Consider the following 13,108-nt stretch of genomic DNA (forward strand, 5'->3'; position numbering starts at 1 on the left):
TGTCAAATCTTTGTAAAAGCGGGGCGTTTCCGCCTACCGGCCGCCGATGAAATCCGTAAAGACATCTGTCGCTGTTGCGGGCGCGCCGTATCTGTCCTTTCCGTCTGCGATGGATTTAATCATAAACGCCATATTCAATGTCAGATTGCGAACAGTCTGCAGTCCCTCTTCATCCCTGTAGACGTCTTCTTTTGTATAACCATGCACATCGTTCCAGTAGGACGACGGCGCCGTCGGCATGCCGCAGATTCCAAAGAACTGGTTCAGCGCCTCAAAGGTCGCGCTGTTTCCGCCGCGCCTGCAGGAAACGATGGACGCGCCCACCTTCATGCGGAGATCCAGGCCGCAGCTGTAGAACAGACGCTGAACAAAGGAAAGAATTGTGCCGTTGGGGTTCCCGTAATAAACCGGAGAACCAAGAATCAGGCCGGACGCTTCTGCCAGCTTGGGCGCGGTTTCGTTGACCAGATCATTAAAGACGCATTTCCCTGTTTCCTTGCACTTTCTGCAGGCGATGCACCCGCGGATGTCTCTGTTCCCGATCTGCAGCTCCTCCGTCTCAATTCCCTGCTCCGCGAGAATCGCTGCAGCCTCCTCCATCGCTGTATGTATACAGCCTGCGGGATCCGGGCTTCCGTTAATCATCAGAACCTTTGCCATAAATACCTCCAAACCTTGCCTGAACTATAAATCATCATCCCACGCTTATTGCGCCCTACCTCGAGAATACGACCTGGGGCAGTGCCACCGCCAGAACCCCGAGAATCATGCTGGCGGCCACATAGACAATTGCCATCGCCGTCCTTCCGTTCGCCACAAGCTCGCTGGTTTCAAGTGCGAAAGTCGAAAATGTTGTGAATCCGCCGCAAAGCCCCGCCTTGAGAAGCAGTTCCATCTGCGGACTGAAATTTTCGTGCTCCGCTACCATAGCCGCCAGAAAGCCGATCAGGAATGCGCCGGCCACATTGATAACAAGCGTGTTTACCGGAAAAGCCGTATGCTCCCTGACCGGAATCAGACTCACCAGATACCGGAGCACCGAACCGACAAAGCCCCCGCACCCCACCAGCAGACAATTGTACATAATAAAATTTCCTCCTTTTCCGACACGACTGCGGCATCTTCACGCTATCCAATCAATTTTTCAATCGCTTCTTCCTTTGTGGCGACAAAGAATGCGTTGATTCCTTTGTTGCTCTCATAAATAAAATCCTTCAGAGCTTTGCTTGTGTAACTGGAATAGTCCCCATAGACAGCGATCCGGCCGCCGTAGTTGACATACTTCTGCAGGATCTCACCTGCCAGACCGGTACTGAGAACAAAAAAATCCGCCGCAAGCAGTGCACTGCTGATCACGATATTCTCCGTCCCAATCTCGTATTTCGCAGTCATCAGTAAATCCAAAGCAGACTGTGCGTCTGTAATAACAGGCGAATCACCGTTTACAATAGCACAGACCGCACCGTCCTTCTCAAATTTCGTAATATCCATTGTACCACCTCCATCCGAAGTTATCTTCTATATTCTCCATTTTTTCCGATCCACAACTCATACTGCGCCTTCATCGCCGCTTACCGAACAGAAAGAAATTCACGAGCCAGAAAACCGCCCCATACACCAGAAAGGTGACGGACACGATCAGGATCCATATTCCAATATCGGCTCCGGCGATTGCCAAGGTCCCGGCGCTTTCGGCCGCTTCGCCGCTCCCGTCTGCTCCGGCCGCTCCGCGGAAAACGACGAAAAGCAGGGCGATTGCCGCACCTAATGCCGCCGACACGGCAGCGGTCAGGGTGAATGTTCCTTTGCGATGAACCCTCTCTTTTCCGTCTGCCTACTGTATTCCGAACACCGCTTTTATCAGCTTCTTCCCAGATTGCGTTTTCGCAGCCTTCTCCAGAAAGCTCCGGATACTCTGTCCGGAGTATCCGTTTTCGGAAGCGTTTGCGATGTAGTCAGCCTCAACGAGAATCTGCCAGTCGGCGCTGTCAATCCCTTCAAGGGTATGGTGATGTTCAACCAGAAAGGCGACCCTGTCAATCTGAGTCTTTGTCATCCCGGTGTTCGCCAGAAATTCCCTCACCAGCGGCCCGCCTTCCTTCTCCTGATGCTTTCCGTCAGTATTCCCATACTTTTCACGGCACAAAGGACAGGCGATGTCATGTGTCACAGCAGCGACTTCGAGGATAAACTGGCATTCATCGTCCAGCCCCTCCAGTTCGCCTATCGTCTTCGCGTATGTCCACACCCGTATCAGATGGTCTATATCGTGAATATTGCCGTCCGACCGGATAATCATTTTCTCAATTATTGCCGCAATCATCCCTGCTGCGCTCCCTTCCATCAATGCAATCAACGGACATTATTTGTCGATCCACAGATGATGCTTGTCATAATATTCGTCCTCATCCGGGTCAGGCACCCTGACATTCATAGCGCCCAGCTCCTCCGGTTTGTTCATTCCCGTCACGCTGCCCGGCAGGTCGTCCGCAACCCCGACCGGCGGAATGCTCCCCCTCACCGGTTGTTTTGTTACCAGCCGGTAAACAAGTCCCCCGACGATAATTCCCGCGATACGCCTCACCGTCTCTGACCGACTGCTCAATCGCAGCCGGAATATAATCTGTTCAAAATGTCCCTTCTGCATTGTCATGTCTGTTTGCTCCGCGCCCTATCGCACAGTTCTTCATCTCGGTCCCATAAACCTATTCCCATTCAAATGTATCATATGCTCCGGCATTTCAGCAATCCAGACCTCTGTCTCCCATGCAAGTTCCTCTGCAAATTTTTTATATGTTTTAAAGTCCAGAAACGCAGTTACAAATATCTTCCCAGCCGTAACATCTTTTGTCATTTCCGTTATTTCCAGTACACGTTTCGGATTCATCGGACCGACCGATGTTACCGATTCCACAAAATAAATCCAGTCCTTATCTTTTCGATACAGCACAACGTCTGGCATCTTATCGTGTAATGTGATTTCAAATCCTAACTCTTTCAACTTTTCTACATTCTTTACCAGATCTTTTTCTATTGTATCTCCAACGTACAGACACTCCGAATTTGGAGCAAATCTTGGTGCAAATTCTTCGATAATAACTTTTTGAAGCTCGTTATGCTTACCTGTAGAAAACTTAAAACTTTCACCATTTATATGTACGGGCATCATTGTCATTTTCTTTTTTGAAGCATACAAATCAATTAACTTCTCATGGTAATAAAGGAAACGTTTTACAGAGGTTTCCCATGCCGATGTCCCCATAGTTCTCAACATCTTGACTGTCTCTTCTGTCAATCTGTACCGATAATTCGGGCTGTTGGTCGTTTTCCCATTGTCCTCTATCAATGCGGCGGTCCGAAATCTGTGCAAAGCCTGTTTTCTAAACGTTTCTCTGCTATTTTCTGCATAACTCATACCATAAAAGCTATTAACAAACTGAATAATATCATGAATACGAATCCATTCATTTGTTGCCTCGCTCCATGACATATCCGGCTTCACTCCCGCCATTGCCAGTATCACATAGCAACATATATCTGCTTGCTGTGCCTTGGGCATACCTATTGTTCTCAGAAATCCTCTTGTTTCCTCTATTTTCTTATCCACAATACCCCTCTAATATCAAATTACAATTTGCCTCTGAATAATCCTTACTTTTAAGCATTTTTCTTCCCATCTCCTGAATAGCCTCTAAATCCGGTACAGGCATTGCGTTGATCTCTGTTGAATTAACCTGCGTAGACCCATTCAAAATACGGTAATATTCGTCATAAAGTGTAGAATTAAACAACACATACAAACCATATACTAGACATTCTGACATCTCCGTTAATACACCGTCCACAAAATTAATTTTATTCTGTGTACTTATCTTTTTGTATTGTGGGAATCTTTTTGCCAGATATACTCCACACTGTAATCTTCGGTGTTCTTCCTTTGCTGTAAATCGTTTTACAAATAGATAATTTTTATTATCCTGCATCAACCCCTTTTGCCCTGTCACTACATATTCATGCTCTTTATGTATCGGGAATTCGACTTTCCCATGCTCTATATGTTGTGCATAAAATAAAGGAATCGCTCCTTCTTCTTCCTCATCCCGCAAGATTTCACGATTACGAAAATCTACTGTTAATCCTGTTTTCATTTTTACGCCAATTGCCGGCAGCGTTTTATCAAATTTGCGAATTTTCCTCAAAACTTCCACTTCTTTTTCATCAGTCATAAGGTAAACGTAATAATCCGAACCAGCTACAACCAAATCATACGGAACTGTCAATGAACTTATTTCTCCAAAATCACCATTTGATTTCGACGATGTAATAGTAACTGTTTCCGGGGGTTTAGCCGTTTTTCTTACCTTAATGATGATTGTTTCCTGTAGTACACTTTCTTTGTCAAATACCTTACTGCGACTAACAAAAAGATGAATGCGTTCCAGTTTCCCGACTGTCAGAAAATACTCTCTGAAACGTTTAAAATATGCTCCAGATGTCCATGATCGCGGAATAATATATACCATTTCCCCATCCTCACATAAATTAAACAGCCCCATAGAAGCAAAAATAAAATACAAATTTGGTGCCCCATAGCATATTTCCGGCATCGCTGTTGCTTCTGGAGCATCTTTAGAAATTTTCATATATGGAGGATTTCCAATTACAAAATCATATTTCTTAGGATCATCACTTCCACCTATCATATGGTTAAAATCAAGGTATTGAGTAAGGATATAATTGTCTTCGATTATGTTAATATCAATTTTTTTTTCGGATTTTGCCTTGCAGTATTCCAAATTTCGCTTTAGCAATGGCAATACATTATTATCATTCTCATAACAGGTAAGCTCAATTTTCTGGACAGAGTCTATAGTTTCTAATCTTTCAATAAAAGCACACGATAGTATGCCCGAACCAGCTCCTGCATCAAGTACGCTTACCCTACTCTTCTTCTCATCAATATCATATAAATCAGCCATAAAACGGGCAGTCTCCATACTTGTAAAAAACTGCCCATACCTTTTACGCTCTTTTTTCGGCATACTGTCTATATATTCGTTTGTAAGTCTTATAACTTTTTCCAGCATATTCCACCTACCTGCAAGACTTTTATTTCCTGTTATTATACTATAACTCAATCCTGTTTTCAACGCTCTTTAACGAACATTTGTTCTTTTTTATTTCTCAGATTTCACCGGCATCCAAAAATCAAAAATGCATTTTTAATCCACCTTTCTCTCGCAACCCGCCGTCCTGCGCCTCCTCTTTCAGTCGGCTTGCACCGCTCGCTGCCCGTCAGTCCACCGGACTGACGGGTTTCACGCTCGCGCCCTTTTGGAGACCTGCCCGATGAGCCATGTGAATCGCCGGCAGGTCCCATGTCAGGAGCGCAGCGCTTCAGCGCGTGGCGCTCTACGGCCCGGGTTCGATTCCCTTTTTCTCTATCCCACGAAAAAAACGGCTTCCTTTTCAGGATGCCGTTTTTTTCGTGGAGCGGGCGAAGGGAATCGAACCCTCAACGCAAGCTTGGGAAGCTCGAATTTTACCACTAAACTACGCCCGCATATGCGGCCGGTGAAACCGGCCAACGATATTATACTATCTTTTGTTCAAAACTTCAACTACTTTGGCGGGAATCCTGCGGCATTTCTCTTCTGAGACGGACGCCAGCGAGACGCGCAGTCCCATGGCCAGCGGCACCAGGAAGATGCCCTCCGCTTCCAGCTCACGGCTGGCGGAAGCCGGATCATCACAGGGAATCGATGCGAAGAATCCGCCGTCGTAGGGAAGAATCGGCAGACCGGCCCGCGCCGCCTCCTCTTCAAAGGCGCGGCCGCGCTTCAGAAGCATGTCGCGGATCTCCTTCCTTTCCTTTGTGACCCGATCCAGAAGATCCTTATCGGCGAAGATATTGGCGATGATGCTCTGGCCGACTCTGGGGCTGTTGGACCAGGACGCGCGGGAGGAAAACTCGCAGACACGGACGAACTCGTCCGCAATCTCCTCATTCGGCGCGAGGCAGATCATCGCTCCGCACCGCAGTCCGTACAGAGTGAACGTCTTGGACATGCTGAACGCCAGAATCGGGAGGACATTCGCAGGCAGCTCCTCCAGATACGGAAGGAAGCTTCTGTATTCGTCTTCATCTCCGGCAAAATCAATATACGCAGTGTCCACCAGCAGCGCGATGCGCTTTTCCGGTTCCTGCGACGACAGGATGCCGATCACCTTCTGCCAGTCCGAATCAGTCAGCGAATACCCCGTCGGATTCTGTGCCGGCGTATTCAGAATGATAATCAGGCGGTCCTGCTTCTCCAGCATTTCTCCGACCCGTTTGCGGAAATCCTCTGCGTTGAAGCCGTGATTCTCGTCAAACAGACGGAAGGTCGCAATGCTGCGTCCCTGCTCAGCCGCAATGGTTTTGTAGGGAGACCAGTGCCAGTCAGTCGTCAGAATCTGATCTCCCGGACAGGAATAGTTGGCGATGGTGTTCCGCAGCGACCCGGTACCTCCCGGCGTTGCCACAGCGCGCACCTGCCCCTTGGGCTCGTAGTTCCTCAACGCCGCCCGTATCGCCGCCTTCCGGAATTCGGGCGTTCCCCCGATGGGCGCGTACTGGGCGTATTCCACCGGCTCAAGGCCCATGAACGTATCATCCACCGAAGAAAGCACCAGCAGTTCTCCCTCATCGTCCAGAAGAGCGCCGATAGTCGCATTGATGACTTTGTCCTCACCGACGTCCTCCGCCATTTCCCGGGCTCTGCGGCTGATGCCGAAGATCACATCTTCCTTAGGAATGTTTCTGCCGTTCGCGGCAGCCATAATAAAATCTGACATAGCAATCTCCCCCTGCGCATAGTTTTTGTACAAAATTCTGTTCTATTATATTCCAAACCGCACCGGTTTACAAGAGTTCAGAGGGTTTTTCAGCGGAGGTTCTGCCCTGCCGCGTCCGATTCGTCCTACAGTGCCTTCCTCAGGCGCATGAAGCTGATGCTCTTGCCTGCGGCGGAGAATTTGTCCTCATACTCCGTTGTCACATATTCCGAAGGCGCCTTCGCAACATGCAGATCCCTCGTCACTTCCTCCACGACGAAGAACCCCTGCTTCAGCACCTGCTCCAGCGAATACTCGAACAGCCCGTCGTTATCAGTCTTGAACTCCAGGATTCCTCCCGGGCTGAGAACACGGGCGTACTCCTTCAGCTTCTCACCGCTGGTGAGTCTCCGCTTGGCGTGGCGCTCCTTGGGCCACGGATCGCTGAAATTCAGAAAGATCCAGTCCACCTCTCCGTCCGCGAATATTTCATCCAGAGAACGGATATACTGCAGCACGAAGCGGACGTTCTCACTTCCCGTTTCTCTCTCCTTCTCCAGCGCGTGAAGCGCCACGCTCCTGTGCCCTTCAAAGCCCAGGAACATCCAGTCCGGGTGACGTTCAGACATTCTCGTGATGAACTGACCCTTGCCGCATCCAATCTCAATGGCGAAGGGACGGTTCCCTGCAAACTCTTCTCTCCAGCGCCCTCTGTATTCGCCGGGGCTGTCAATGCAATACTGTCGGAAGGCCTCGATTTTACTGTCGAGATCCTTTATCTTTCTCTGCCTCAATCTGCTTCCTCCGCTAAAACATAATGCGCATTCCTATGATTACTCCCAGGAACAAAAACATCCCGGCCAGACACAGTGCGTCCGCCCGTCCCATCTTCATTCCGTTCATCCTCGTTCTTCCCGCGCCGCCCCGGTAGCACCGGGCCTCCATCGCCATAGCGAGATCCTGCGCGATCCGGAAGGCGCTGACAAAGAGCGGAACCAGAATCGGAATCAGCGATTTCGCCCGGGCGAAAATGTTTCCGCTCTCAAAATCCGCGCCGCGGGCCTGCTGCGCTTTAATGATTTTGTCGGTTTCCTCCATCAGCGTCGGGATGAACCGAAGAGCGATGGACATCATCATGGCGATCTCATGCGTGGCGACCCCGACTTTGTTCAGCGGGCTCAGCAGGCGTTCGATACCGTCCGTCAGGCTGATGGGCGTCGTCGTCAGAGTCAGCAGCGACGTACCGATGATCAGCAGAATCAGACGGATACTCATGAACACCGCCGTATACAGACCGTTATCCGTCACGCGCAGCGGACCGATATGGTACAGCACTCTGCCGTCAATCATGAAAATGTTCAGGCAGAAGGTGAAAATCAGGATAATCAGAATCGGCTTGAGCCCTCTCATGATAAACCCCGGCGGCACTCTGGAGATCCCGACGACCACCGCCAGCACGCCTGCGCAGACCGCGAATCCCGGAAAATCGTTCACGATAAACAGCTCGATAATATACAGAACCGCCGCTGTTATTTTCACTCTCGGATCCAGCCGGTGCACAAAGGATTGCACCGGATAATACTGACCCAGCGTAATATCTCGGATCATTTCGCTTTGCTTCCTCTCAGATAATCATAAATCGACTCCTCCGCCTCCCGCAGCGTCAGCGCTCCGATATCGACGTCGATTCCTCTCTCCTTCAGCTGATACATCATTTCTGTCGCCGGCGGCACATCCAGCGCAATCGCCGCAAGCCGGTCCCGCTGACGGAATACCTCCTTCGGCGTTCCCACCGTGATCAGCTTGCCCCGATCCATAACCATCACTTTGTCCGAAAGCGCGGCCACATCGTCCATATTATGGGAGACAAAAATAATGATATTCTGCTGTGATTCATGTACCTTGCGGATCATTGCCATAATCTCGTCATGGGAGCCCGGATCAAGCCCCGCGGTGGGCTCGTCCAGAATCAGCACCTGCGGTTTCATGGCGATGACGCCGGCGATGGCGACCCGGCGCTTCTGCCCTCCGGAAAGCTCAAAGGGCGATCGCTCAGCCACCTCGCCGTAGTCCAGTCCGACAAGCTCCAGCGCGTCACGGACGCGTTCGTCGATTTCGTCCTTCCGCAGTCCCAGATTTCCGGGGCCGAACGCCACATCCGCAGCGACGGTCTCCTCAAACAGCTGGTATTCCGGATACTGAAAGACCAGCCCGACCCTACGCCGCACATCCCGCATGGAAATCCCCGGGCGGGTAATCTCCGTTCCGCCGACGATAATCGTGCCCCCGTGAGGCTTCAGCAGGCCGTTCAGCTGCTGCAGCAGCGTGGATTTACCGCTTCCCGTGTGGCCGATGATACCCGCCACCTCGCCGTCATAGATATCGAAATTGATATTGTCCAGGGCGACAGTCTCACTGGTCAGACCTTCGTTATATATGTATGAAAGATTTCTTACCTGTATTGACATACAAACTCCACCATGTCCTCCGGCGTAATTACATCCTCCGGAACGTCAATTCCTCTGCTGCGCAGCGCCGCCGCGATTTCCACCGCCACCGGCACATCCAGACTGACCTCAAGCATACGCTCCCGCCTGGAAAACACCTCTGCCGGAGTACCGTCCAGCAGGACCCTGCCTTTGTCCATGATAATGACGCGATCCGCTCTCACCGCCTCATCCATGAAATGCGTGATCAGGATCACGGTGATCCCCTCCTCATGCAGCTGCTGTATGATCTTCATGATGTCGCGCCGCCCCCGCGGATCCAGCATCGCAGTCGGTTCGTCGAAGATAATACATTTCGGGCGCATGGCGATGACGCCGGCAATGGCGACACGCTGCTTCTGTCCTCCGGAAAGCTGATGGGGCGCTTTGTGCCGGTACTCACCCATTCGCACGGACGACAAAGCCATGTCCACACGCTCCCGGATTACGGACGGCTCCACACCGAGATTTTCCGGGCCGAACGCCACATCGTCCTCCACAATGGAAGAAACCAGCTGATTGTCCGGGTTCTGAAAGACCATGCCGGCGGTCTGGCGGATCTCCCAGATATGCTCATCGTCGCGGGTGTCCCATCCGTCTACAAGGACCGTCCCCTCCGTGGGAACAAAGAGGCCGTTCAGATTCTTGGCCAGCGTGGATTTTCCGGACCCGTTGCGGCCGATGACTGCGACAAAGCTGCCCTCCTCGATGTCCAAGGTAACGCCGTCGATGGCGCGGACCGGCTCTCCGTCCTCTTCCTTCTCATATTCAAATATAAGATTTCTGATCTGTATTATACTGCTCATACTGCCTCCGGGCAGGCCGGCGCATTTCGCGCGTCTCCTCTGTCCCTGCCCATAGATAATATATTATACTACAAAAAAGCCACGTCCCGCAACATTTCAATTTTGCGGGACGCGTGACCGCGGTCAGCCTCAGTGCTCCGGAATAATCAGCCGCAGCGCGCCGGGGCAGATTTCAACCTCCAGCCCCGAAGTATCGGCAATCTCACCGTCCACACAGGTCAGAAAACTCTCACTGTCCTTCGGTATCAAGTGGACGCGGCGGCATTTCTTTGTGATCAGAAGATCTCCGACATCCTTTCTCTCCAGATGCCTTCCCCGGGCGAAATCCGGAAAAAAACGGAGGAACTGCCGCCGGCTCACATAATTGATGATGTTCAGATCCAGCATGCCGTCCACGAGACTTGCCTGGGGAGCAGACTTAATCCCGCCTCCGCAGTAGGAGCCGTTGCATACCGCGCAGAGGAGCATGCTTCCGTCGATAATCTTTTCGCCGTCGCCGTACACGGTAAGCCGTATGCCTTCCCTGCGCACAAACTTTTCAAACACTGCCAGCATATACGCCGCAGAGCCGGCCAGGAGCGGACGCTCCTTCAGCTGCGCGGCTCTCGCCACCACATTGCAGTCGAATCCGTTGTTGATCATATTGACACAGAACCGGTTCACATCGATACCGCCGAGCCGGCCTCTGCACCGCAGCAGATCGATTTGCCGCGGTGCTCCCGTCAGCTGCTCCGCAACGCTGCGGAACGCTTTTTCCGACGGGGGAAAGTTCCGGATAGTATCGTTCCCCGTTCCGATGGGGATCATTCCGACGGAAATGTTCTGATAACCTGCGACGCCGTTAATCACCTCGTTAAGCGTACCGTCGCCGCCGCAGGCATAAACCCGGGCCTCCTCGCCCTTCAGCTCCGCCGCATAGCGGGCGGCGGTTCTCTCGGCGTCGCCTCTCGCATTGGTCCTGTGGATCACCGCCTCTATCAGACGCAGCCTGGTTTCTCTCAGTATTTCCTGCCGCAGCGTTTCCGTTTCCTTTCCCCGTCCCGCGGCCGGGTTAATGATGAATATATGTTTCATATACTGTCCCTGATATCATTCGCTCCCGTGCCGTTTGCACCGTCATTCCTGCGTCGGCTCCGGAGACTCTGTGTTACTCTGCCCGGATATGCTGTCCCTGTGAAGAATCTCCATGAATTCGTCTCCTGTAATCGTTTCCTTCTCATAGAGGAATTCGGCCAGCTCATCCAGCTTGTCTTTGTTGTCGCGGAGCATCCTCAGAGCCTTCTGATGCTGCTCCCGGATCACTTCCACGACGCGCTTGTCAATCTCCTCCTGGGTCGCGGCGGAACAGGTCAGCGATGTGTCCCCGCCGAGATACTGGTTGTTCACCGTCTCCATCGCGACCATGCCGAATTCGTCGCTCATGCCGTACCGGGTGATCATGGCGCGAGCCAGGCGGGTAGCCTGCTCGATATCGTTGGACGCTCCGGTGGTGATGCGGCCGAACCGGACCTCCTCCGCGGCGCGTCCTGCGGTGAAGGTGGCGATTTTATTTTCCAGTTCTTCCTTGGACAGCAGATATTTGTCTCCCTCGTCCACCTGCATCGTATAGCCGAGTGCTCCCGAGGTCCTGGGGATGATGGTGATCTTCTGCACCGGTGCGGAATCGGTCTGAAGCGCCGCCAGCAGTGCGTGCCCGATCTCGTGATATGCGACGGTCCGTTTTTCATCGTCGGAGAGAATCGCGTTCTTCTTCTGGTAGCCGACGATGACGACCTCGATGCTCTCCTCAAGATCCGCCTCACAGACGGTGGTCCGGTTGTCCCGGACAGCCCGCAGCGCCGCCTCGTTGATGATATTGGCCAGCTCCGCGCCGGAAGCGCCTGAGGCCATTCTGGCAACGGTATGGAAATCCACATCCTCCGCCAGGCGGACCTTCTTTCCGTGGACCTTCAGAATCGCCTCACGTCCCGCAAGATCCGGCAGCTCCACCGGTACCCGGCGGTCGAATCTGCCCGGACGCAGAAGCGCGGCGTCCAGGGATTCCGGACGGTTGGTCGCAGCCAGAATAATGACGCCGTTATTGCTCTCGAAGCCGTCCATTTCAGTCAGCAGCTGGTTCAGCGTCTGCTCTCGTTCATCGTTGGAAGCCAGCTGATTTTCTCTTTTCTTTCCGATCGCGTCGATTTCATCGATGAACACGATGCAGGGCGCCTTCTCCTTGGCCTGCTTGAACAGGTCTCTCACCTTGGAGGCGCCCATTCCCACGAACATCTCGACAAATTCCGATCCGCTGATGCTGAAGAACGGTACGTTCGCCTCGCCTGCCACGGCCTTCGCCAGCATGGTTTTTCCGGTTCCCGGCGGACCGACCAGCAGTACGCCCTTGGGCATAGACGCACCCACAGCAGTATATTTCTCCGGATTGTGGAGATATTCCACGATCTCCATCAGGTTCTCCTTCGCCTCATCTTCTCCGGCCACATCATCGAAATGAATGCCTTCGGTGGACTGGACGTAGAGCTTGGCGTTGCTCTTGCCCATGCCGAACATCATGGAGCCCTGGCCTCCGCCGGCCTTGTCCATCATACGTTTGGACAGAACCTGTCCCAGCCAGAGGAAGATGATAATCGGCAGAATCCATCCCAGCAGGGTAATCAGCAGCGACGCGCTCCCGCTGTTCGTGATGTTGGTGGTGAACTTCGCTCCGGACTTGTACAGACGCTCGGTCAGGCCCGTATCCCCCTCCATCGGCGTGGTGGAATAGTACTTGTCATTTTTATCGGTGAAAATAATCTTGCTGCTCTGGATCTGGACCTGTTTAATCTGCCGGTCCTCCGTCATCTTCATAAACGTCCCGTAATCCACCTTGGTAATCTGGCTCTGCTGCATGGCCGGCAGCGCGAACATATTGAACGCGAGGATCACACAGAGGATCAGCAGATAATAAAATATCATCGGCCTTCTCGGCCTTTTGACTTCCTTCATTTGCGACATCTCCTA

Annotated in this window: 14 protein-coding genes and 1 tRNA gene; all 15 read right to left on the bottom strand. The window is 52.1% G+C overall.

The features are described from left to right. Positions 1 to 33: 33 nt before the first annotated feature. Positions 34 to 660 carry a flavodoxin family protein gene (locus BHK98_RS06765; RefSeq protein ID WP_075712771.1) on the bottom strand — a complete coding sequence of 209 codons (627 nt, stop codon included), beginning with the start codon at positions 658 to 660 and terminating at the stop codon, positions 34 to 36. Between the two features lie 55 nt (positions 661 to 715). Further along, entirely contained in the window at positions 716 to 1,084 is a 369-nt protein-coding gene (gene crcB, locus BHK98_RS06770) for a fluoride efflux transporter CrcB (RefSeq protein WP_075712772.1), read from the bottom strand. 44 nt (positions 1,085 to 1,128) lie between these two features. Beyond that, positions 1,129 to 1,491: a DUF4180 domain-containing protein gene (locus tag BHK98_RS06775; RefSeq protein WP_075712773.1), complete on the bottom strand. Its 363-nt coding sequence runs from the start codon at positions 1,489 to 1,491 to the stop codon at positions 1,129 to 1,131. Between the two features lie 343 nt (positions 1,492 to 1,834). Then, positions 1,835 to 2,323 carry an HD domain-containing protein gene (locus tag BHK98_RS06785; protein WP_075712775.1) on the bottom strand — a complete coding sequence of 163 codons (489 nt, stop codon included), beginning with the start codon at positions 2,321 to 2,323 and terminating at the stop codon, positions 1,835 to 1,837. A 39-nt stretch (positions 2,324 to 2,362) separates the two neighbouring features. Then, positions 2,363 to 2,653, bottom strand: a complete 291-nt coding sequence (locus BHK98_RS06790) for a hypothetical protein (RefSeq protein WP_075712776.1) — start codon at positions 2,651 to 2,653, stop codon at positions 2,363 to 2,365. A 33-nt stretch (positions 2,654 to 2,686) separates the two neighbouring features. Further along, positions 2,687 to 3,607 carry a BsuBI/PstI family type II restriction endonuclease gene (locus BHK98_RS06795; RefSeq protein WP_075712777.1) on the bottom strand — a complete coding sequence of 307 codons (921 nt, stop codon included), beginning with the start codon at positions 3,605 to 3,607 and terminating at the stop codon, positions 2,687 to 2,689. Further along, positions 3,600 to 5,087: an Eco57I restriction-modification methylase domain-containing protein gene (locus BHK98_RS06800; RefSeq protein ID WP_075712778.1), complete on the bottom strand. Its 1,488-nt coding sequence runs from the start codon at positions 5,085 to 5,087 to the stop codon at positions 3,600 to 3,602. The genes BHK98_RS06795 and BHK98_RS06800 overlap by 8 nt, the downstream gene beginning before the upstream one ends. Before the next feature lie 402 nt (positions 5,088 to 5,489). Further along, a tRNA-Gly gene (locus BHK98_RS06805) sits at positions 5,490 to 5,563 on the bottom strand. Positions 5,564 to 5,598: 35 nt separating this feature from the next. Continuing rightward, on the bottom strand, positions 5,599 to 6,837 hold the full coding sequence (locus tag BHK98_RS06810; protein ID WP_083628103.1) for a pyridoxal phosphate-dependent aminotransferase: 1,239 nt from the start codon (positions 6,835 to 6,837) through the stop codon (positions 5,599 to 5,601). Positions 6,838 to 6,962: 125 nt separating this feature from the next. Beyond that, positions 6,963 to 7,610, bottom strand: coding sequence for a tRNA (guanosine(46)-N7)-methyltransferase TrmB (trmB, locus tag BHK98_RS06815; RefSeq protein ID WP_075712779.1), 648 nt, complete (start codon positions 7,608 to 7,610; stop codon positions 6,963 to 6,965). Between the two features lie 13 nt (positions 7,611 to 7,623). Then, the gene (locus tag BHK98_RS06820) at positions 7,624 to 8,424 is read right to left on the bottom strand and encodes an energy-coupling factor transporter transmembrane component T family protein (protein WP_075712780.1); all 801 of its coding nucleotides are present in this window, start codon (positions 8,422 to 8,424) and stop codon (positions 7,624 to 7,626) included. Continuing rightward, positions 8,421 to 9,284, bottom strand: coding sequence for an energy-coupling factor transporter ATPase (locus tag BHK98_RS06825; protein ID WP_075712781.1), 864 nt, complete (start codon positions 9,282 to 9,284; stop codon positions 8,421 to 8,423). Before BHK98_RS06825 ends, BHK98_RS06820 begins: the two co-directional genes overlap by 4 nt. Then, positions 9,269 to 10,108, bottom strand: a complete 840-nt coding sequence (locus tag BHK98_RS06830) for an energy-coupling factor transporter ATPase (protein ID WP_075712782.1) — start codon at positions 10,106 to 10,108, stop codon at positions 9,269 to 9,271. The genes BHK98_RS06825 and BHK98_RS06830 overlap by 16 nt, the downstream gene beginning before the upstream one ends. Before the next feature lie 129 nt (positions 10,109 to 10,237). Next, the gene (locus tag BHK98_RS06835; RefSeq protein WP_075712783.1) at positions 10,238 to 11,182 is read right to left on the bottom strand and encodes a diacylglycerol/lipid kinase family protein; all 945 of its coding nucleotides are present in this window, start codon (positions 11,180 to 11,182) and stop codon (positions 10,238 to 10,240) included. A gap of 42 nt (positions 11,183 to 11,224) precedes the next feature. After that, positions 11,225 to 13,093, bottom strand: coding sequence for an ATP-dependent zinc metalloprotease FtsH (gene ftsH, locus BHK98_RS06840; protein ID WP_075712784.1), 1,869 nt, complete (start codon positions 13,091 to 13,093; stop codon positions 11,225 to 11,227). Positions 13,094 to 13,108: the final 15 nt, after the last annotated feature.

The organism is Hornefia porci (assembly GCF_001940235.1).
Taxonomy (GTDB): domain Bacteria; phylum Bacillota; class Clostridia; order Peptostreptococcales; family Anaerovoracaceae; genus Aminicella; species Aminicella porci.

Excerpts from the sequence above, each read along its gene's own strand:
- BHK98_RS06765 (WP_075712771.1), bottom strand. The coding sequence starts at position 660 with ATGGCAAAGGTTCTGATGATTAACGGAAGCCCGGATCCCGCAGGCTGT.
- crcB (WP_075712772.1), bottom strand. The coding sequence starts at position 1,084 with ATGTACAATTGTCTGCTGGTGGGGTGCGGGGGCTTTGTCGGTTCGGTG.
- BHK98_RS06775 (WP_075712773.1), bottom strand. The coding sequence starts at position 1,491 with ATGGATATTACGAAATTTGAGAAGGACGGTGCGGTCTGTGCTATTGTA.
- BHK98_RS06785 (WP_075712775.1), bottom strand. The coding sequence starts at position 2,323 with ATGATTGCGGCAATAATTGAGAAAATGATTATCCGGTCGGACGGCAAT.
- BHK98_RS06790 (WP_075712776.1), bottom strand. The coding sequence starts at position 2,653 with ATGACAATGCAGAAGGGACATTTTGAACAGATTATATTCCGGCTGCGA.
- BHK98_RS06800 (WP_075712778.1), bottom strand. The coding sequence starts at position 5,087 with ATGCTGGAAAAAGTTATAAGACTTACAAACGAATATATAGACAGTATG.
- BHK98_RS06810 (WP_083628103.1), bottom strand. The coding sequence starts at position 6,837 with ATGTCAGATTTTATTATGGCTGCCGCGAACGGCAGAAACATTCCTAAG.
- BHK98_RS06820 (WP_075712780.1), bottom strand. The coding sequence starts at position 8,424 with ATGATCCGAGATATTACGCTGGGTCAGTATTATCCGGTGCAATCCTTT.
- BHK98_RS06825 (WP_075712781.1), bottom strand. The coding sequence starts at position 9,284 with ATGTCAATACAGGTAAGAAATCTTTCATACATATATAACGAAGGTCTG.
- BHK98_RS06830 (WP_075712782.1), bottom strand. The coding sequence starts at position 10,108 with ATGAGCAGTATAATACAGATCAGAAATCTTATATTTGAATATGAGAAG.
- BHK98_RS06835 (WP_075712783.1), bottom strand. The coding sequence starts at position 11,182 with ATGAAACATATATTCATCATTAACCCGGCCGCGGGACGGGGAAAGGAA.
- ftsH (WP_075712784.1), bottom strand. The coding sequence starts at position 13,093 with ATGAAGGAAGTCAAAAGGCCGAGAAGGCCGATGATATTTTATTATCTG.